Source organism: Methanosarcina mangrovi, assembly GCF_052057765.1.
Classification (GTDB): domain Archaea; phylum Halobacteriota; class Methanosarcinia; order Methanosarcinales; family Methanosarcinaceae; genus Methanosarcina.
On record NZ_CP195120.1, the window covers coordinates 1,400,729 to 1,421,501 of the forward strand.

18 protein-coding genes and 1 pseudogene are annotated in these 20,773 nt (G+C 37.1%); 14 read left to right on the top strand and 5 right to left on the bottom strand.

Annotated features, from left to right (window positions below; all coding sequences use genetic code 11):
- Entirely contained in the window at positions 1-1,425 is a 1,425-nt protein-coding gene (locus ACSAZL_RS06420) for a S1 family peptidase (protein WP_440947876.1), read from the top strand.
- A 432-nt stretch (positions 1,426-1,857) separates the two neighbouring features.
- Here the strand turns inward: ACSAZL_RS06420 and ACSAZL_RS06425 are convergent.
- Positions 1,858-2,187 (bottom strand): annotated as a pseudogene (locus tag ACSAZL_RS06425) (IS701 family transposase); the annotation flags it as partial.
- Positions 2,188-2,570: 383 nt separating this feature from the next.
- Between ACSAZL_RS06425 and ACSAZL_RS06430 the strand changes: the two are divergent.
- The gene (locus ACSAZL_RS06430; RefSeq protein WP_440947877.1) at positions 2,571-3,689 is read left to right on the top strand and encodes an outer membrane lipoprotein-sorting protein; all 1,119 of its coding nucleotides are present in this window, start codon (positions 2,571-2,573) and stop codon (positions 3,687-3,689) included.
- Positions 3,690-4,329: 640 nt separating this feature from the next.
- Positions 4,330-6,510, top strand: coding sequence for a tetratricopeptide repeat protein (locus ACSAZL_RS06435; RefSeq protein WP_440947878.1), 2,181 nt, complete (start codon positions 4,330-4,332; stop codon positions 6,508-6,510).
- A 187-nt stretch (positions 6,511-6,697) separates the two neighbouring features.
- Here ACSAZL_RS06435 and ACSAZL_RS06440 read toward each other — a convergent pair whose 3' ends face one another.
- Together ACSAZL_RS06440 and ACSAZL_RS06445 are read right to left on the bottom strand one after the other, a co-directional pair.
- Positions 6,698-7,435 carry a hypothetical protein gene (locus tag ACSAZL_RS06440; protein ID WP_440947879.1) on the bottom strand — a complete coding sequence of 246 codons (738 nt, stop codon included), beginning with the start codon at positions 7,433-7,435 and terminating at the stop codon, positions 6,698-6,700.
- Positions 7,436-7,848: 413 nt separating this feature from the next.
- Positions 7,849-8,529 carry a hypothetical protein gene (locus ACSAZL_RS06445; RefSeq protein ID WP_440947880.1) on the bottom strand — a complete coding sequence of 227 codons (681 nt, stop codon included), beginning with the start codon at positions 8,527-8,529 and terminating at the stop codon, positions 7,849-7,851.
- Positions 8,530-9,129: 600 nt separating this feature from the next.
- Between ACSAZL_RS06445 and ACSAZL_RS06450 the strand changes: the two genes are divergently transcribed.
- Positions 9,130-9,705, top strand: a complete 576-nt coding sequence (locus tag ACSAZL_RS06450) for a tyrosine-type recombinase/integrase (RefSeq protein ID WP_440947881.1) — start codon at positions 9,130-9,132, stop codon at positions 9,703-9,705.
- A 241-nt stretch (positions 9,706-9,946) separates the two neighbouring features.
- Here the strand turns inward: ACSAZL_RS06450 and ACSAZL_RS06455 are convergent, their stop codons facing one another.
- Complete coding sequence (locus ACSAZL_RS06455; RefSeq protein WP_440947882.1) at positions 9,947-10,870, bottom strand: hypothetical protein; 924 nt, start codon at positions 10,868-10,870, stop codon at positions 9,947-9,949.
- A 344-nt stretch (positions 10,871-11,214) separates the two neighbouring features.
- Between ACSAZL_RS06455 and ACSAZL_RS06460 the strand changes: the two genes are divergently transcribed.
- Both ACSAZL_RS06460 and ACSAZL_RS06465 read left to right on the top strand, forming a co-directional pair.
- The gene (locus ACSAZL_RS06460) at positions 11,215-11,895 is read left to right on the top strand and encodes a hypothetical protein (RefSeq protein ID WP_440947883.1); all 681 of its coding nucleotides are present in this window, start codon (positions 11,215-11,217) and stop codon (positions 11,893-11,895) included.
- A 215-nt stretch (positions 11,896-12,110) separates the two neighbouring features.
- Positions 12,111-13,100, top strand: a complete 990-nt coding sequence (locus ACSAZL_RS06465; RefSeq protein ID WP_440947884.1) for a YVTN family beta-propeller repeat protein — start codon at positions 12,111-12,113, stop codon at positions 13,098-13,100.
- Positions 13,101-13,562: 462 nt separating this feature from the next.
- Here ACSAZL_RS06465 and ACSAZL_RS06470 read toward each other — a convergent pair whose 3' ends face one another.
- On the bottom strand, positions 13,563-13,991 hold the full coding sequence (locus ACSAZL_RS06470; RefSeq protein WP_440947885.1) for a hypothetical protein: 429 nt from the start codon (positions 13,989-13,991) through the stop codon (positions 13,563-13,565).
- A gap of 281 nt (positions 13,992-14,272) precedes the next feature.
- Between ACSAZL_RS06470 and ACSAZL_RS06475 the strand changes: the two genes are divergently transcribed.
- The 8 genes from ACSAZL_RS06475 to ACSAZL_RS06510 all read left to right on the top strand — a co-directional run bounded on the left by ACSAZL_RS06475 (position 14,273) and on the right by ACSAZL_RS06510 (position 20,461).
- Positions 14,273-14,581, top strand: a complete 309-nt coding sequence (locus ACSAZL_RS06475; protein WP_440947886.1) for a hypothetical protein — start codon at positions 14,273-14,275, stop codon at positions 14,579-14,581.
- Positions 14,582-14,592: 11 nt separating this feature from the next.
- Positions 14,593-14,964 (top strand): hypothetical protein, encoded by a 372-nt coding sequence (locus ACSAZL_RS06480; protein WP_440947887.1) that lies wholly within the window; start codon positions 14,593-14,595, stop codon positions 14,962-14,964.
- 16 nt (positions 14,965-14,980) lie between these two features.
- Positions 14,981-17,032 carry a hypothetical protein gene (locus tag ACSAZL_RS06485; protein ID WP_440947888.1) on the top strand — a complete coding sequence of 684 codons (2,052 nt, stop codon included), beginning with the start codon at positions 14,981-14,983 and terminating at the stop codon, positions 17,030-17,032.
- The gene (locus ACSAZL_RS06490) at positions 17,033-18,043 is read left to right on the top strand and encodes a hypothetical protein (RefSeq protein WP_440947889.1); all 1,011 of its coding nucleotides are present in this window, start codon (positions 17,033-17,035) and stop codon (positions 18,041-18,043) included.
- Positions 18,044-18,055: 12 nt separating this feature from the next.
- Positions 18,056-18,493 (top strand): hypothetical protein, encoded by a 438-nt coding sequence (locus tag ACSAZL_RS06495; RefSeq protein WP_440947890.1) that lies wholly within the window; start codon positions 18,056-18,058, stop codon positions 18,491-18,493.
- A gap of 10 nt (positions 18,494-18,503) precedes the next feature.
- The gene (locus ACSAZL_RS06500) at positions 18,504-18,923 is read left to right on the top strand and encodes a hypothetical protein (RefSeq protein ID WP_440947891.1); all 420 of its coding nucleotides are present in this window, start codon (positions 18,504-18,506) and stop codon (positions 18,921-18,923) included.
- Positions 18,924-19,298: 375 nt separating this feature from the next.
- Entirely contained in the window at positions 19,299-19,457 is a 159-nt protein-coding gene (locus ACSAZL_RS06505; RefSeq protein WP_440947892.1) for a hypothetical protein, read from the top strand.
- 95 nt (positions 19,458-19,552) lie between these two features.
- The gene (locus ACSAZL_RS06510) at positions 19,553-20,461 is read left to right on the top strand and encodes a hypothetical protein (protein WP_440947893.1); all 909 of its coding nucleotides are present in this window, start codon (positions 19,553-19,555) and stop codon (positions 20,459-20,461) included.
- Positions 20,462-20,773: the final 312 nt, after the last annotated feature.

Here is a 20,773-nt window from a genome sequence, read left to right on the forward strand (position 1 = left end):
ATGAGTGGGTTACCAGAATCCTCAATAGTAAAAGTTTTATATGGAGAAGAAGGAGAAGCTGCTGGTGCTGGATTTCTTGTAGGAAACAAATGGGTCGTCACTTGTAGGCATGTAGTTGAAAGCATTTTACCCTCTGATAAAATCTCTCTTTTACCCTCTGATACAATCTATCTTACATTTTATCTTGATGAGGTCAAGCAAAGTCTAAAATCTCGTGTTTTTTTTTTGTCAAATGAAAAAGAACCTGACATTGCTATTCTTAAGCTTGAGGATGAAGTTCCTAGATGTGCTAGTGCTGGGAAACTAGCAATAAGATATGATTTCTGGAACCTTGAACTCAAGGTGTGCGGCTTTCCATCTGGAGACAAAGCAGAATGGGTTTCAGTAGTTGGGAGGGGACGATCAAATCTTAATCACGTTCAGATAGATATTTCTCAGGATTCTGCATACAAAATAGTAGGAGGATTTAGCGGTACCCCTGTTTTCGACACTAAATTAAACAACATTGTAGGGATAGTCGTATATAAAGAGAAAGCTGCAGGCATATTATCAGGTGGTTTTATTCCTGTTGTTAAAATAATAAATCTCTGCAAAAAACATTTAATTGAACATAAAGTATTTGGGAAAAATATTCCAAATCCATTCAGTACCCAACTCATCAATGCCTTAGAATGGGGGATATCTTGTTTGAGTACTAGGGAAAATCGCAAAAGATTGAACTGCATAATTTTGGAACTTAACCCTTCTAATGAAAAGGTAGGACAAGTATTCATTAAAGAGATTAAAGATGCTTTTGAATCCTTAACTGATGCCTATCTTACAACAAATAGGGAAACAAAAAATAATCGCTTGAATTTCGCCGAAGAACGGTTTTTGAAAAATTCACATGTTGATACCAATTTAAAATTTCGCAAACACTCAAGCTTAGACTTAATGGCTCTTTCTCACTATGGTTTAAGTATCATTTGCTACTTCCGAAATGATGATACAATTTCACTCAAACATATTTTACAAGCATATGAACTTTCTCCACAGTTTTCACGCACAAAATTATTGCCTGAATTTTATGATTCATGTTTATCTGCTGAAGTTGTAAAAAGAGTGAATTTATGGGAAAATAAAGAATTAAATTCTTTGAATAAAAAAAGCTATGCAGGCAAAGAGGCATTGATGAAAACAATGGCAGTTTTGAGCTTCGCTACTGGAACTGCTCTCATCTTTACTGGCAAAAAGAATCCAGCTATGCTACTTATGCAAACAAGTGATAAGATGTGGAATACAGATTCAGCAAGTTTAAGGGCAGAAGCAATTAGCGCACTTAAAGCAAAAAAACCGGACAAAATGGAAGAATTCTGTAAAGTTTTAGCAAATGAATTGCTGACTGAGCTTGAACAAAGTAGCATTGGTGAATATTTTTTGGTGTAGTGGGAAACCTAAAAAATAGATTAACAGATTATTATTTATGTAAAGATCAGAAGGCCTTGTTAAGGCAATATGTCAAAAATTCTGTAAATTTGTACAACTCTGTTTTCGTTTTCTTCACTGCAAAAAATGGACCATTCATTTTCGTGATACACAGGTTTTACATTAAAACCTGTGCATTAGAGGAGGGAGAAAAAAGCAGGAAAAATTATTTTCTCTGGATCCATAAAAGAATTCTTTAAGAGCGTCATGGAGGAACGACCCGATTTTGAGATTAATAATGAGGGTTCAAATTTTCGACTTATAACTTAATTTAGAGAGTTTCGATTTACCTCAAGTTTCAACAAATTGCTTATATACTCATTATAAATACTCAGCCAAAAAACTTGGTTTATCGAAATTCTCTTTACTTTTTTTGGATTTTATGAGTTCTTTGATGCCATTTACGATCTGATGATGTTTGCCACTCCATTGCCTGTAAACAAGATCTATGTGTTTGGAATAAGGTTTATCGAGAACAGTATCATCGATAATAAGAAAACCAACTTCTGGAGTGACAAGGTCCTTGACCTCTTCCCATAAAGCCTCCGTGTCCAGAGGCTGTCTTAGAAGAAGGCGAGTAAAAGAGTCGTGAGCTGGACTATTAGAATCTATAAAAATAGAACTACACTTAGAAGCTTCGGTACAGCTAAATACACGCGAAGAAGCAATGAGAAAGTTAATGTAATCAAGATCAGTACATTTTGGGGGATTTATTGCATTCATCTCAAAGATTTTTTTTTTGAATATATTACAATTATTATAATGGAAACAATATTATTTCAATGTGATCTGCAGAAAACAATTCAACCGCGTAAGTCCTATTAATATTTATATTTTATGTCCAAAGCTTCAAACAATCAGAGAAGATGAGTTATTATATAAAATTTTAATAAATATAAGGTATAGCTAGATCTTTTTTTCCAATAAATTAATAAGAATCGTCAAGAGGTAGTTTGTTAAGCTTAAATATTCTTTTTAAACTCATGTGACTCCAAAAATAAGAATTAAAAAGTTTAGTTTTAAAGATATTTAAGTTTTTTATCATAATTTCTTGGAAAAACATGAGCGATAGGAGTAATTGTAACAATAAATGAACTTATTGAAGGATGAGTAGAGTGATAACAACAAAAGAGCTTAAATCAATACTCGTGTTGGCATTCATAGCTATAACACTCTTTGCCTCAGGCTGCACGGAAGAAAACCTAAGTGCAGAAGAAATTGCTACCCAGATGATAGATAAACAGAACAGCATTCAAGATTATTCATATACAATGTACATGACCTCTTACACTGAAGGACAGGTTGAAGAAATCGAATCAAAATTTATGTTCAAAAAACCTAACAAATTCAAAGAAATTATGACTGAATCCGGGAAAGATAGTCAGATCACTGTATCGGATGGGGAGATCTCTTGGAGTTACAACCCGGATGCAAATACGGTCATAAAAATGAAACCCTCGGAAGATCCTGGCGCTCAGAAAGGTGACTACATCTATGCTATAAATGATTTCCTGAACGATAATAATGTAACACTACTTGGCGCAGAAAATGTAGATGGAAGAGCTACTTATCTGCTGAATATAACCCCAAAAGAAATACATACAGATGATGATCTGAAATCTAAAATAATAAAAATCTGGGTAGATGAGGAAACATGGATGCCTCTTAGGTGGGAGTATTATAACGCTGATGGGAATCTAACTGATAAAAACGAAATTCGAGACCTGAAAGTTAATACTGGAATTCCAGACTCTGAGTTTAAATTCGAAATTCCGGATGGTGCAAAAATAGTTGATTTAGGAATGATACCACCATATGAAGAATTGAGCCTTGAAGAAGCCAGAAATAATGCAAGTTTTAAAATCCTTACTCCTGAATACTTGCCTGACGGCTATAAATTCAATTATTCAATAATCACCAACAACAGTAAATATTCCCCAGATCCAGAAAGCCATTACGAAACAGTTGAACTGGTATATGCGAAAGAAGGAGCCAGCAAGAGAACCAATATAATTCTCACCGAAACCGTATATGAGAACTTGTCTTTCTATCCAATTATTAACGGTACTGACATTAAAATTAATGGGATAGAAGGAAAATGTTTCTCTGAGGAAGATACGACAAGGCTGATTTGGAGGTTAGGAGATGTTAATCTTTTACTTGGTACACCCCTGGAAAAGAATGAAACACTGAAAATAGCGGAATCAATTTCAGAAAAGCTATAAAGAATCAATTTCAGAAAAGCTATAAACTTACATTCGGCAGGTCGGGGGTTCAAGTCCCCCCGGCGACTTCCTAATTTTTTTTGCTTAATGCCCTCCCTCATGAAGTGGCTACATGTGGACAAAGATTTCTACAATTCGAACCTCAGTAAAAGGCTTGCGTTCTTAAAAAATTCAAACATATCTGGAGTTAATAAGCAATTGATTTTAGATTTTGTTGAAAACTGTTTTGTTGAAGGGTTGGGGCAACAACGCATTTTAAAGTATATCTCGACTTTAAAAATGATTGCGACTCAAATTAATACTGATTTTGATAAAATTGAAAAAAAAGACTACTTTTTTTACTTACTGCAGTAATAAAAACACTATAAGTTATTGAATAAAGATATTCAAGAACTCTAAGCAAAAAAATACGAGTAGGTTTTTACATGAGCCCCCTGCGCCGGATAGTGTGAATATCAAGGATTTCTTTTATTTTAAGAGCAAATCTGCAAAAGTGCACAGCTTTTAACGTAAAACATGTGTATGTAAATAAGGTAGTATTCTGTATAACCGTTGATTTTTTTCGAAACCTTAAAAAAGTATTAATTTAGCGATTAGATAGTGTATAGAGAGAATTAATCTCAAGGGTTTGATTTTGCTTATGAACGAAAAACAAGCAATAGAGAAACTCCAAAAAGTTGTAACTGAATATTTAGAATCTAATAAAGAAAACTTTGATGAAGCAGTTAAACTTGCCACTATATTTTCAATAGAAAACTCGATTTCTGATGACTCTTTTCTTGAAAAAGCCCGTTTATATATATCAAGAGAATCGTATTCATTAGCCTATATATTTGCAAAAGCAGGCGTAATTTTATCAACAGAAGATACAAAAAAAGCAACTGCTTATAATATTTCGGGTGTTGCTTCTTATTTCATGGGTCGTAATTCAGAAGCCGAAGAACAGTATAAGCTTGCTATTGAATCAGACCCAAATGACGTAGACACACACTCAAATTATGGAATTTTTCTATCCGAAATGGGCCGTCCTTCAGAAGCCGAAGAACAGTATAAGCTTGCTATTGAATCAGACCCCAATAACGTAGACACACACTCAAATTATGGAAATCTTCTATCCGAAATGGGCCGTCCTTCAGAAGCCGAAGAACAGTATAAGCTTGCTATTGAATCAGACCCCAATAACGTAGACACACACTATAATTATGGAATTCTTCTGAAGCAAATGGGCCGTCCTTCAGAAGCCGAAGAACAGTATAAGCTTGCTATTGAATCAGACCCCAATAACGTAGACACACACTCAAATTATGGAAATCTTCTATCCGAAATGGGCCGTCCTTCAGAAGCCGAAGAACAGTATAAGCTTGCTATTGAATCAGGCCCAAATGACGTAGACACACACTATAATTATGGAATTCTTCTGAAGCAAATGGGCCGTCCTTCAGAAACCGAAGAACAGTATAAGCTTGCTATTGAATCAGACCCAAATGACGTAGACACACACTCAAATTATGGAATTCTTCTGAAGCAAATGGGCCGTCCTTCAGAAGCCGAAGAACAGTATAAGCTTGCTATTGAATCAGACCCCAATAACGTAGACACACACTATAATTATGGAATTCTTCTGAAGCAAATGGGCCGTCCTTCAGAAGCCGAAGAACAGTATAAGCTTGCTATTGAATCAGACCCCAATAACGTAGACACACACTCAAATTATGGAATTCTTCTATCCGAAATGGGCCGTCCTTCAGAAGCCGAAGAACAGTATAAGCTTGCAATAGAATTAGATCCTAAGAGTCCAAATGCTCATGGTGCTTACAGCTTATTACTTCTTTCTTTGGGTTTGGAAAAAGAAGAGGATGCCATGGAAGAAATGAAGATCGCATCCAGATTATTTGGAGAAAAAGGAGATCGTATAAAGGAACATCTAGTTCTTGCATGGCTTTACGAGGAATTGGCCAACACATATTATAATCTAAAAAAATACTTTGAAAGCGGAAAATATGCTGAATTGTCGGGAATTGAGTATGTTAAAGCAAGCGAACAGGACGGAACAAAATCCAAGGAAACTTTTGTAACCAAAGGCTATATGCTTAAAGGGAGAGCTTATATTCGAAAACTCAATCTTCAACCACCTTACGACGAAAAAATCTATGAGAAAATCATGGATGGTATATATGCTGCATCAAAATGCTATCAAAAAGCAGCTGAAGCATCTCCAAAAGATAATCAAATGTGTAATGCATGCTCACTTTCAATGAAATGCCTTTCAGAAATATTGAATTATATGCTTGCAGTAACCAAGCAAGAAAAAGTTCAGAAATTAAAAGTTAAAGTTAAGGAATGGGAAAAAAATCTTGAGATTTGTAAGAGTGCATACGATGAGAGTGATAAAGGGAAAAAGTTCGTACAATCTCTGAATAAAATGATAGTGTGCATAGAAAATTTTGAGGAATATAAACAATATAACACATGGGTGGAAAAGAGAGATTTAAAGGAATGTACTGATGATTTAATTGAAATTGCTAAAAACATAGAAGGACCTCTTCAGAAAGTGATTGAGGAGGCTACAAAACAAATGGATCACTGTAAGAGCGAAACTCTCTATATGGGTACTAAGACTAAACCTTTTATGATAAAAGATACATCTTCAGACTTAGAATCTAGGCCTCCGATTGAGTTGAAACATGATAGTGGTTCCAACCCAAATCCTTTTTTCAGAATATTAAAATTAATCCGTGAAGAACCAATTATTGCAGGTATTATTGTTACAGTAGTGGGAGGCATCATAGTGATCTTCATACAAAAAAAATACTTTCCATGAAAGGTTCGAGATTCCTTTGACCCAGAGAAAGCGTATCGAAACTTCTGTTTAGGAATTCTAAACAATTACTATTATTCCTTTTCTCCACTACAAAAAACACATTTGCAGTTTTTGTTCATACATAGGTTTTAATGTAAAACCTGTGTATTTTTTTGAGTTTAGCTTTATTGCAATTTTGCAGAACCTTTCATTCATCATTAACATTAACTTGTAACAATCCTGAAGGTGTCGCCATCAAATCAAAATTAAGTTTTTTAATTCCTTCGTACCAACGTTTATCCAATTTTTTCATTAGTTCCGGATCATTTATTAAGGGAGCTTCTCCAAATTCTAATGAATTATCAGCTAATATTGTTGCTCCAAGTAAACGAGTATTATCTAAGGTTGTTAAGCATACAAAACCAAAATAATAACCGTCCATCGCCTCATTATTGATTGAAGGAAAAATACGAATTAAATTTTCTTTACCTTTAATGGTGTGTATCGTTATTAGCTTATTACCCCTGACGCCTGCCTCTACATTGAATTCATACTCTTTTCCACCCGGATTTTCATTTTTCTCATTTGTATTTAGATATCCTGGAATTGTTGCTTTTGAAAAATCAACAACTATATGTCTCCACACATAGCTTCCTTTATTTCTATTGACATAATACATGTGCCATTTTCGTCTAAATTCCTTAATAGCAGATTCTTCTGACGTAAACTTTTGTGGTTGAGATAATAAACCAAAGCTGTTTATTATGTCTTTATCAGCAAATCTACTATACACAGAGCTTATACTGGCACCTATAAATGCTCCTCCGATAGTTGTTATGATAGGTTGAGAAAAATAGAAGCCTGTATACAGTAGAATTAATGCGGTAGAAATCAAAACGTAATGGAAAGCTAATTCTCGCTTTGTATTTGTTTGTATTGTATCCATGAGTTAAACTAATTTTCAAATCTATAAAATGATTTTGAAAAAAATTAGTTATTAATAAATGCGCAGGTTTTAAGATAAAAGCTGTGCACTTTTGTAGATTTGTTCTTAAAATAAAAGAAATCCTTGATATTCACACCATCCGGCGCAGGGGCTCATGTAAAAACCTACTCCTTACGGACTGCTTAAGGTTATTATCTATGGGTATGTAATAACCTTTAGGGTTTTTCAATAGGGTAACAATAAGAAAGGCCAGAAAAAACATTTCTTGAAAGGTGTAGTCAGCAAAATAACCGGGTACAGAATTTCCCATAGGTCAGACTCTAATGCCTTTTTCTGGGATTCTTGAGCACATTCTTGATTTTCAATCACTTTTTCAAGCTCTTATTTAACTCAACAAACCCATTTTCAACATATCAATCGTATATGACTCCTTCAACCATATTTTTGTTAAACTTAATAATTTTCCCATTTTCTAGACGAACTTTATAAAAACTATCTCCTTCTTCAACTAGAGTTAGGGATGTAGTAATCCTAGTCTGATTATTAGTGTCAATTGATATATTCTCAAAAGTAGGTAAGTAATCTTCGTTAATAACAAACTGAACTGAACTGTCTAAGTCACTACTAGCTAAGTGACTACTATACAGTACGATAAAAACTACAGAAAGTAACCCAACGAAAAAAAGTACTCCACCCATTGTTAGATGTTTACTCTTGTCTTTAATAACAATATTCATGTAATCTTGAATGCTTTCTGGCCGGTTCAAATGGAGTTCAGTTAAATCTGGCAAATACACTTTTACATTAAAATATATACTGAATATCCAGAAAAAGATAGGAATAAGCATTGCATATACCCATAAAGGTTGAATAGTGGATGCCCTTTCGGATACTTGTAAAAACGCTAAAATACTTATATATATTGTTATTAAAGTTGTAATCAGAGTAATAAGAGTTTTTGCAATATTGTCAGCATGATCAGGAGACTGCTTGAAAATATCAAACCCTAGTTTAAACAATCTTAACTCTCGAGTAGTTGGCTTACGCCCTTTTATAATTTTAGGAGCTTGTCCTGATGCAGTATTGTTATTCAAGATATATATACTCCTCAAGTCTCATTTAAGTCTAGTATATTACGAAGGTATTCATTTTATGACAGTAAGGGCATTCTTCCACAATTATTAATGGATGTTTCGTTAAAATATTATATAATACATTATCTGGTGGAGTATCAATATCAATTTCGAATTCTTGATTGCACTCTTCGTAAAAGCACATGACTTTATATTTCATTGAGTATAATTATAATTTCAACTAATAAATAACATATAGAATTCTTAGTAAGGATATTAATTTATTTATAATAACATGTTATTGTTTTAACTACAATTTCTTTTAATAATCCTTTGATATTAATTTTTTCTCTTTTTTGTTCTGCAAGTTCGGGCCTTCTGTGGACCCGTTGAAAACTATTAAGTTTCTTTTCTTTTTTTCTGTGTCCGACTCCCCATAGATAAGGACAAAAATTAAACCTTGGTTCCTGAAAATCTTGAATAATATATAAAGAAGAAAGTTTTTAATAATTTTCTGTCCTATATGTTTGTAATATAGGACAGATTTGACGGTACTTAAGCGGGAAAGAATGTAGTCAAACCCACGACTTGAGGAATCAAACACTATTGTGCTGAGGTAACATGCTTCAAAAAAGAACTCGCTACACAACCGGAGAAAAAGCCCTTCTCCCTGAAGAATGGGCTAAACTCCAAGAAGTAATAGATAACCTTGAAGATGAAGTCATGCTAAAGCTTGCAATTTCCACAGGAATCCGCAGGGAAGACTTAGGCTACAGTGCCAAACACAATTCAGGAATCAGAATTTCAGATATTACTGAGTTATCAGACGGCACCGGAAAGATGCAGTTCTTTGAACACAAGAAAAACAGAATTCACGAAGTCCCTCTCTCTAAAGAGATGATGAGACTTATCAAACTCCTTGTAAATTCTCGTGATAAAAAAGAAAAGTTCTTGATCACGTATTCTGGGAGAACTTGCCATAGAAGACTACAAGAATATTGCAGGAAGGCAGGCCTTGAAGAAAGACCGTTCCACGCTTTGAGAGCCACTTGTATTAAGCTCTGTCAGAAAGCTGATTGGAAAGTTGAAGAAGTGGCTAAGTTGACAGGGGATACTATTGCAGTCATTCAAGAGCATTATAGTACGCCTACACCCGGGGAAATGCAGGATGCAATAAGGAAGAAGGCGATAATATGAGTATAGAACTGAATATTAAAAGCCCAATATAGAGCTCCGGAACTGGGAAATATTGATTTTTTCAAGATAATCAGAGAGAAAGCCGGCTGGAGATTGGCCACCTGCTTCTTTTGGAGGTTTACGAGTCCATGTCCAGCCTTCTTTCGTCTAGGTAATGGTGTAAAATCTTTTGAAGTTTTGGCTACAAGATTGTACAAATAGACAACTTCATCCAACATGTCTGCAGCTTCTGAGTTCACATTTAGGGTTTGGGTCCGAGATCGTACATATAGATGTCTCTCACTTCACCTAATTCCGGATCATTGCGACTATCTGCATATATGATTTTATCACCAAAAATTGATGGACCAAATGCACTCTTGCTGGTAGTTATGCGTTTTATCTCGGCAGTAGATATTTCATAAAGATAGATGTCACTACCGCCCGTATTATACGAATTTGTATACACTATCCGGCTACCGTAGATCGCAGGCTCACTTGCCATTCCGCTAGTTGTAACCTGAGTTGTTTTGTGTTTACTAATATCACGCATATATACGTCGGCTTTTCCGTTGTTTGATGATTCTATCCACACGACGACATTTCCATGTATATAGGGAGAGCCCCCTTGATTTCTTATTATGCTTTTTTGGTGAGTAGATATATCATATATGTAGATACCCCCACCACTGTTGCTACCATCTTGTGACCACACTACTTTTTTGCCATATATCGAAGGAGAACTGAAAGGAATAGCATTGGAAGCGATTTTAGTTACATTGTGAGTTTTGAGATCATACAGATAAATATCATTTTGTTCACTGTTGTATACTATGTAGTCCCCGAAAATATCAGGGGAATACCCTTCCGATGCTATCTTAGTTTCTTTGCCGGTAGAAATATCGTACATAAAGATATCGTTACCTGGATCACTCCATACAACCTTATTTTCATATACCTTAATATTGCTATTTGTACCCCCTTCAATATTTAGTTCTTTTCCGGTAGTTAGATCGTACACATGTACACCATTCCCAGAAGTCTCTAACCACGTAACTAGGTTACCATATATTGATGTGCTAATTGTTAATCGCTCACCACTTGTAAGTTGAGTTTCTTTTCCAGCCAATGAAACTGGTATTGAACTCATCAAACAGTTCAAAGCAAGTATAATTTTACTTTTCATTTTCTCCCCCACTACTATTTTCAAAGCGATGTATAACTGACTTCTACTTCATGTATTATAAGCATTTCATTATAAAATACCAAATATAAAAAAGGATCTTATTCTTTCCCACCAAGAGAATAGCATTAGTGTGAAATATTGCGGCAGGAACTATAGCTGGAAAATATGCTTATTTATGAAGTAGAAATCTTTTTTCTAATTAAGATTTAGAAACAATTATTCCATATAATTTTATATTAAACGAATTATATAATCGCTTATTATCTCTAGAGGGGAGTTGCCTATAGAGGGGAACTGTCTGCATTAAATAAAGAAGTAATAACAGAAAAGACTGAGGTGAAAAAATGCCAAAAAATCGACTTATAGCTTTGGCTTTAGCAATTTTTTTGCTTTTTGGAACAAGTTTAAATGCAACAGGGCGCACAAACAGCACAGAAGATCTTCCATTGTCTGACAGTGATTTACTAACTGGCCAATATAATGTGACTATAGATACTGTGAGTACTTTCGCCAGTGGCCGTAGTTATGCTACCCTTAAATTTGACAATGATTCCCTCATTTCGATGCAGATAAATCCAACTTCACAAGTTCAAACTATTAACATGTTAACTATTTTAAATTCTATTTATTGGGGGAAAGAAAAAGTTAGTGTATACATTATAGATGGTTATATCTCCGCCGTTGTCGAAAGCAATGTTTTCACTGGCCTATCCACCGAAATTACAGCAAAAACTGCTCCATCTCCTGTCGTTAGAGATTTACCTGATAATATATATAATACAACTATAGGTGCTGTGTATTCTACTAACGATGGTCGCAATTATGCTTATCTTAACAGCAACGGCGATACCTTGAAGTCCAGCATTTGGGTGCAGTTTAATCCAACTTCACAACTCCAAGCGATTAACATGTTAACTATGTTAAATTCTGCCTATTGGGAACAGAAAAACGTTATAGTGACCGTCAAAAATGGCTACATTAGTACTGTTTCCGATATTGAAAGACCTGACAATGTTTCCACATGATAATAAAAAGCACAACATATAAGAAAAACACAACAAATAAGTGTTATCTTTGAAAGTAAATAGATAACATTTTTTTTCTTTAATTTATTCTAATTTAAAAAAGAATAAATGTAGACATTATGACGACAAATTAGTTTTGAGAGATAAATACTGTGTGGGGGAGATAAATGAATAATAAAAATAACTTGAGTTTTATATTCTTAGCTTCATTATTCATGATCGTTACGTTGGTGAGTATCATAGCCGCCGCTCCATATGCATATATTACTCGTGCCGAAACCCGTAATGTCTCCGTAATTGATACAGCCACAGACACTGTTGTAGCCAACGTGTCTGTAGGATTCGATCCTTTGGGAGTTGCAGTCACGCCGGATGGAAAAAAGGTCTATGTGGCAAACTTTCGGGACTACAATATCTCTATAATTGATACAGCCACAAATACCTCTATAGACGAGGTACTTTTAGGAGGGAGGAAAAGGCCTAGTGGAGTAGCAGTCAACAAAGTAGGAACAAAGGTGTATGTGGCGCTATATGGCAGTAACAATGTATCTGTAATTGACACAGCCACAAATAATGTTACAGCCACAGTGCCTGTAGGAAAACAGCCAATGGGAATTGCAGTTTCGGAAACTAAAGTATATGTGGCAAACGCCGGGACCCGTAGTTTTCCTGGCAATAGTGTCTCTGTAATTGATACAACAACAAACGATGTTACAGCCACCGTGACTGTTGGAAGCAGCCCTTGGGGAGTTGCAGTCACACCGGATGGAAAAAAGGTATATGTGACGAACTTTTACAGCAAAAATGTTTCTGTAATTGACACCGCTACAAACACTGTTACAGACAATGTGATTGTAGGTGATTATCCTCAAGGAGTTGCAGTTAACCCAGATGGGAAAAAGGTATATGTAGCGAATCGGGGCAACAATACTGTTTCTGTAATTGACACCGCTACAAACACTGTTATAGACAATGTGACTGTAGGTGACCTTCCTTTTGGAGTTGCAGTTAACCCAGATGGGAAAAAGGTATATGTAGCGAATCAGGGCAACAGTACTGTTTCTGTAATTGACACCGCTACAAACACTGTTATAGACAATGTGACTGTAGGATTGCAGCCTGTAGCCTTCGGACAGTTTATAGGTCCCAATATGACCTCTACGGATGAAATCCAGCAAATGCCAGCCTGTACAAGATCTAGTTGACTCAGGCTAGTTGAATTAGGGTCAAGGTAATGCATTGATTTCTAAACTAGACGCTGCAATAGAAGAACTGAATGCTGGAAATACATGGGTAACAATTAATGAAATTAATACTTTTATTAACGGAGGAAATACTGACAAAATTTATGTAAACAGAGGGAAAGGCATTGATCGATGCAACACTCTGTAATTAATGTAATAATTAAGTAAGCATGACTGGGAATGTTTGCTTAACATATTTAATAATAGCCAAAATTGAGGAGTTAAGTATCTCCTCTTTATTTTTTAGGTTTCACTTAGGATATTGGAATATCATGTAATCTGAGCATTTAATAATTGATTACACAGGAGATCTTGAAGACTCTCCCAAAAAATGCTGCCATCATTTCTTTTATTCCCTGGTGCTTCTATAACCTTGTGATTAATCAATGTTTGAACCTGCACGAAGTAAGTAATTATTATGAGTTAATCATACAGTCTTCCATCCTGTAGTGTTTCCGAGAAGAAAAAACCTTGAATTACGTTTCCAAAAAATCGACATGATTCATTCACACCAACATACTGCTTGCCATTCTTAAAAATGGTATCATTGTTTGCTCCTATTTCTATTTTGGAACCATCTCTCAGATAAAATGTACATGTAGTATCTGCAGGTCCACCGTTAGCTTCTCCAAATCGAAAACTTAAGACATTTACAAAATTGACAGCATTCTCAATGTCTTTGTCATCAGTGAGAGTAATGGTTTCGTTTCCCTGCATAATTTGCACAGATACGATATTTGTTTGTTCCAGTTCGTGAGCAATGGGTAAACCATGTACGAGATAAAAATATACCAATAAAATGATAGTTGTAATAACTAATGATATTATAAAATTTGTAACCTTCTTAATCATTCTATTTTAACTCCATTTTATTTAGCAAAGAGTTTTCATTACTTTTCTTGTTACTTGATCTGTTCCGAGATTTCCTGCAGGCCTCTGGATCCGGGCAGCCCCCAGGATAAAAAACCAGTTTATTTTTTACCGCTATCGATTTTTTTTACCGAGGGAAAAAATTTCATCTTGTATGTTAGTACATACAAATCATATTTCCAAAAATTCTAATTTTTTTAATTAAAAATTAATTTCCTTAGATTTTTGTGTGTTTTATATATGAATAAATTCTACCAAATAATATGATCACAAACAAGTCCATTAAAGAAAAAGCTCTTTCTCTTAAGAACAAATGTTCTCAGAGAAATATATCTGCTGCAATCGCAGCAACCACAGGAGGTTTAAGTCTCTCCGTCCTCACGGGTGGGGCATCTGCAAGCGTTATTAACGTATCTCAGATTACTGGTATCCTCTCAGACATGGGCCTTATATTCCCATCCTTCGGGGATCTGGTTGTTGCAATCGTTCCTACAATCATGACCCTAGCAGTAGTCGGGTTCATTCTCAAATTCTTTGATAAAATACTTGCCATGATTGACAAGCTTGTATAAGGGGGGCATAAATGCGCCCCATATCATTTTTCCAGATTACAATTTCTTTTTTCTTGCTTCTCTCTTCGCTCTGCCTGCCAGCCGCAGCCTCTAACGTATCTATAAATTTCAATGACCTGAACATTGTAGAGCGTGATATTTCTGTATATCAGGTCTCAGAAACAGGCGTATCAGTAATATATTCAGGGTCCACTGAAAATGCCTCCATCTCATTAAATCCGGACTATTCATATCAGATAGTAGTTGAACCCTCTGAATTTACATGGATAGACGATCCGCGTAACGCTTTAACGTATTTTATAGACACAGCCGCAGGACAAACAATATCTTTCTTCGGTGGCGCCCTGGTATTTGTTGGAATAGTCAGGCTAATTTTCAGATAATAGGGGGGTTTGGAAATTGAAGAAGAAAATTATTATTCTCTCTCTACTGGCTCTTTGCCTACTCTCGTTCCCTGTCTCTGCTTGGGAGGAATCATTTGAAAATCATCCATTCGACACAGGTTTTTCAGATACAACCGGAGGATTTTTTGAAATAAATAATGATCATGGGTACGCAATGAAAACCTACATAAATGCAACAAGAACATTTAATATCTCTAGGGATTTTGATGGTTATTTAGCTTTTACATCTGATACAACTTTTTATACGGCGACCGCAGCGTCTAATGTAGGTCTTCGGCTTTATGATTCCGAGGGCCAAATTGTATTCGAAGATCTTACAATGTGTACTATGCCATCAATTTCAGGAGACACATACGATCCGAGAAGAATAGAATTCATTGAAACAACTAGCGGAGCAGGTATCGAATGTTACCGTGACGGCGAGTTAAAAGAATCCACTGCTTATATAATTGACGACTTTGACGAAATAGAGACAATTAGCGTAGTTTTCACCCCCCAGGGTATGAACTTAGGGCTCATAATTGATGATTTAACAAACGAATTTTCAATGATAGGGTGTGATGATGAAATCACATATCAAGAAACAGACCAATATTTTACAATAGGTTGCCCATATTCAAAACCAGGATATAACTGGTTTTATAGGGTTTATAACATGGATATGGATATTCTGGTATCAGATACCATTATCACTAATCTATCAGAAAAATCTTTACCTGTTGGATTATTCACCGAATCTGGCCTGTACTCAATAAAATTATATTATATTTATGACGGTTCAACCCACTTCTCAAACACCAGATATTTTGAATATGTGGGGCCAGCTGGCTACTCAATATCAGTTGAAAACCCAGAAGTCGAACCGGGGGAAAATCTAAACGTCTACTGTTACAACGCATCAGGCTTCTCTCTTGTGGCGGATGGTCCCGGATCAGATGATTCTGAAACATATTCCATAACTACTGACGAACAAATGGTTAATTATCCAATACCTTCGGATTCGGTATCAGGTACTGGTGTTGTGATCCTTAGGAATCCTTCAGGGGGAAAAGTTGCGTATGAATACTTTGAAGTGGTTGGAGGAGTCGGGGGAGATTCAGAAATAAGCTTTGATAAATCGGCATATACCAACACTGATAAAGTAGCTATCACTTATTCAGATCTCCCTGCAGGCTGCCAGGTGCAGCTAACAGGCACTAAAGCAGGCAGCAGCACAAAAGTAATATCTGAAATATATACGAAAACCGGTTCAGGAGTCTTTTATTATCAGCTGTCAGGGGAAGATATTTCATCTCTCTATGTTGTGGCTGCCTATGATGGGGAATTACTGGATAGTGATTCCGCAACCATAGCAAGCGGAGACGACTATGTAATATACGGTACTGTCTACGATGCGAACACCCTTACAGCCATAGAAGGGGCCTCGGTAGCTGTTGGAGGGACAGTTCAGTATACGAATGATGCAGGCCGTTATGATATGTCCGTAAGTGCAGGGACTAAAAACTTGGTAGTAGGTGCAGACGGCTATAACATCCTTTCAACTACAATAGACATTGTTTCAGTAAGCACCCTGAAAAACATCTATCTGGTCCCTATCACAGCCTCGGAAGGGGAAACAGGGATAATATACGGGGCCTGTGCGGATTATGACACAGGCCAGGCAGTAGAAACGGCCTATATCCAGATCTCGAACGGTTCAATAACATACTCAACCCTGGGCCGGTCCTCTACAGGGGCTTACATCTTTGAAGGCCTTCAGAACGGTTCGGTATGGACCTTAAGCGCAAGCAAAACAGGGTACGATAATTACCAGAAAGAGATAACGGTTAACGGCTCCACATTTCAATTAATAAAATTAGTCTCTCAGGACAGCAGCAGCACTTCCGGAGACGATGACGACAGCAGCACAAGCAGCACGGATAGCACAGACAGGCCAAGCCGTGAAGCTGCAAAAGAATCTCTAACCTGGCTAGAAGAAACAATGCCCGGTCTCATCAAACTCGTAGTAGTAATTTTTATATGTGCTCTTGTAGGGGTGAAATTCTAAATGGCCAGAAGGCCTTTATTTTTCTGCCTCATTCTCTTCATTCTCTTAGCTGCTGCACTCCCCACAGCTTCAGCAGTCCAAGAAATTGAAGTGGAAGATTCAGAATATTTCTCTTTAGATGCTCCTGACGGGCTTTGTATCTCCGGATTCGATGCCGACCACATCAGCCCAGACTTTAATTATTCAACTGTAATGAATTCATACGGTGAAATCTATACTCTAAACATTACAGGGTATAAAAACTGGTATGGACGTTGGTATTTTGACATCTCTATGCTTTATCCGAATGGTACAACAGTAAATAAATCTCTCTCCACAACTGCAATTGCTTCTCGTACATGTGATATCTCAGTTCAATATGCATTATCTAATACCGAGTACTATTCTGATTTAGAATGGGCTAATGTTGATGTATATGTCGGGTTGCTTCCTTTAACTGCATCTTTCACAAACCCAGTATCTGGAGATATAAACTCATCACTGGCAGGTATTTTCGATGATGAATATTACTATACCAGATTGAAATTTTCACATATCACTTATACCTGCGACTCCCCTGCAGACTTGACAATCTATTGCTCTACAGATGAAGAGTTTCAAGACCAGGTCAATGAGGATATCACAGCATATGCTAAAGAATTAGCTGGTAATTATTTTGATTGGACATGGGACGCGATCCTTTCCTTCGTTGAACTCATACCGTATGTAGGTGATGACCTGGTAACCGCTATGCTTATAGCCAGTTACATAATAGACGAGGTTTTCTTTTACTTTAATTTACTTTTCATAGAGTATGTTGAAGCTACATTATTAACACTTGAGTTTTTCATTTTCTCTTATGCGATAATCAATAACAAAAGAAGACAACCTGTAAACATTGTAAAAGCCGTTGTAGAATATCACATGGCAGCCTGGTCATTCATTATAGGCATTGCCTTAATGGCCATAAATTTAGTTCTTTCAATAATCGTCGCAGTCGCTAATTGCGTACTGGGTTTAAAACCAATCTAAACAGGTGATCCTATGAGCCTTTTCAGACGTGGAAACAAAGTAAAAGTCCTTAAAATCATACCCGGAACCTCAAACCTTGAATTAAAAAACATGATCCTGAAGGATAACATGTTACATGGCAAATTAGAAGACAGTAAATATACAGTCTCAGCCAGACCCGTGCAGCTGGAGGAACGCGGCAAAAAAACCGACCTCTATGCAGTAGACCAGGAACGCGGCTGTGTGGTAGATCTGGACATCTACCGGGATGAAAACTCATACATAACCGAAGTAGAAACCCCAAAAGGCAAAGTAAGCATGTACATCAAAACTAACCCGGCTTTGATGTGCGACATTACCCAGGGGGCAATACTGCAGGAAGCCTTTAAGATCAAGCCCGAAGCCAGACAGCTTTTAGCAAGCGTTTTCTTTGGTTTACTCTTCGGTTTCGTCTTCGGTCTAATGTTCTGAGGTGGTCCAGATGGTAAACGAAATAGCAGAAAAGCTAAGAGAAAAAGAAAACAGCAGCAAAGTAAGCGATAATTCAGACATAGCTCTTAAACGGTCCACTGTTCAGGCCCTTATCAATCCCACAACTGACGCAATGTATGACCTGAGCCAGCAGCAAATAACGGCTATGTCTCTTTATGGGGCTGTTGATCAATTTGTTATACCCCTTCCTGGTGTTTTATGCTTCATGAACCGGGCCGCCTCTCTCTCTGCATCCAGGGACCGCTTAGGAAGGCAGGAAGCCGTAAACACAATAATACCCCGGCCTGTAGTCCCTACCCTCTACCCTCAGATAGACTCAAATCAGGCCCCTAAAAAATCCCTTTTCTCCTTCCTGAAAAAACGTAACTCTCAGCAGGCAGCAGGAGGCGACCAGGCTGCAGAACGATAAAAAATTCTTAGGCCTTCCTTACCTGCTCGCTGAGGCTCTGCGCTCCCAGATCTATAACATAGACTCCAGCCTCAGAGCCAAAATATCCTTAGTAGCTCTAATCTATACAATCACTGCAGCAGTATCAGAAAAAGAAGGCATCAAAGACGAAGATAAAAAGTTACTCGATGAAATCAAAACAGATATCAGTACTGTAAGGGGAATCTATGAGCCAATTCTGGATGATCCGGAATACGTCCAGCTTTCAGACGAAAGAAGAAAATCAATAGATGAATCCCTGGACATTACCCGGCTTCAACTTATGACCCTAATACACAAACATGAATTAATCACTGAATCAATGATCAAAGAAATTCAGGGCAGCAGGTGGTTATAATGGTACTCTGGACCGTTGACTCTTTCGAAATACAAAAGCTCTGCCTTCTGGTGGGCTTAGTATCCTGTACACTCGGCTATCTGATGGGGAAATACTCCCAGGATCAGATAATTTCTTTTCTCAAATTCATTTTTGAAACAAAGGAGGCGAAAAACTGAACAGCTGGGAAGAAAAGCTTTACAAGGAATTTATCCTTTCACCAGGTCAGCACGGTTTAGAAGTAGGAAACACCGGAGCCGGGAAAACTACCTTAATGTTCTGGCTGCTGGAAGGCTTCCTTAAAGCCCGTACCCAACTTTCCCCGGATCTCTGGGAAACTCTGGTCTGGTTTGACCGTGGGAAATCCTCCGAAATCCTGCAGCTTACAAGAATGGCCCCTGTAAGGCTCCTTATACCCGAGTCCTGCGACGTTGATATTAACTTTTTTGAAGATGAAAACGGGGAAGAGGTCCAGCACTACGAAATAGAGAAAAAATACTTCCAGGATCCCAAAGAAGTCTGGAACCTCCTGGACCGTGACCACATAAACGTACTCTGCTTACAGCGTTTCATACTTCACCCCTCCCTCGTAGCTCCAACAACGGCAAAGCTTTTTGAGTCTTTGATCCTGAAAGCCATGAACTACGACCTTAAACCTTCAGGATACCCATATTCTCACATGAAAGGGAAGAATCCCCGGGTTGCTCTCTTTCTGGATGAACTTAACAACATTGCACCCAGCAGGGGACAGGGCTTCTCAGGGGATCAGCATGCCGGTGCAATCCTGCAGCACAACGCAGAACAGCTAAGAAGTCAAAACGTTCGCCTTGTAGCTTCCTCTCACGGCTGGCGAAAACTCAGGCCAGGCATAAGAACCTCTTTTCAGTTCCTAATCTCCCTGAGAGGTGCCAATTATCCCAGCAGTGAACAGCCGAAACTATACCGCTTTAACAGGCTATTTGAAAAGCTCGAACCTGGCCAGGCGATAATAGCCTTTCCGACTAAAACCTTTACAGACAAAATAAGAATCCCTTGGTATGGAAAAGGTGAAGATCTCGGCTATATCAGGTACATAGGCCATCTGGAACCGGAAGAACGTAAATCTAGAAATGCAAAATCAAGCGTTTCCTTAGAAGATCTGGTAGTAGCATTAAAATCGATTGTTCCTGCATCTCATCCTTAAGCCAAGATATAAATACCATAGTAATTCTCTTTTTATTTTAGAGGGTGTTGTATGGAAAAATGCTCAATTGTAGTCGCTCGAAACCTCGGGTTAGGGAAAAAAGATCGGGTCCAAATTCGTCCGTCTATAGAAAAATTTCTGAAACAGATTATAGACTTTTATGGCCTGGACCTCAGTAACACAATAAACGTTGCTGTCGAAAACTACCTGCGAGAAAAACAATACCTTACATCTGAAACAATGCAAACTCTTGAATCTTGTTCTTCCATAGAAAAACAAATATTCGAATATGGGATAGATTCAACCGCTGTA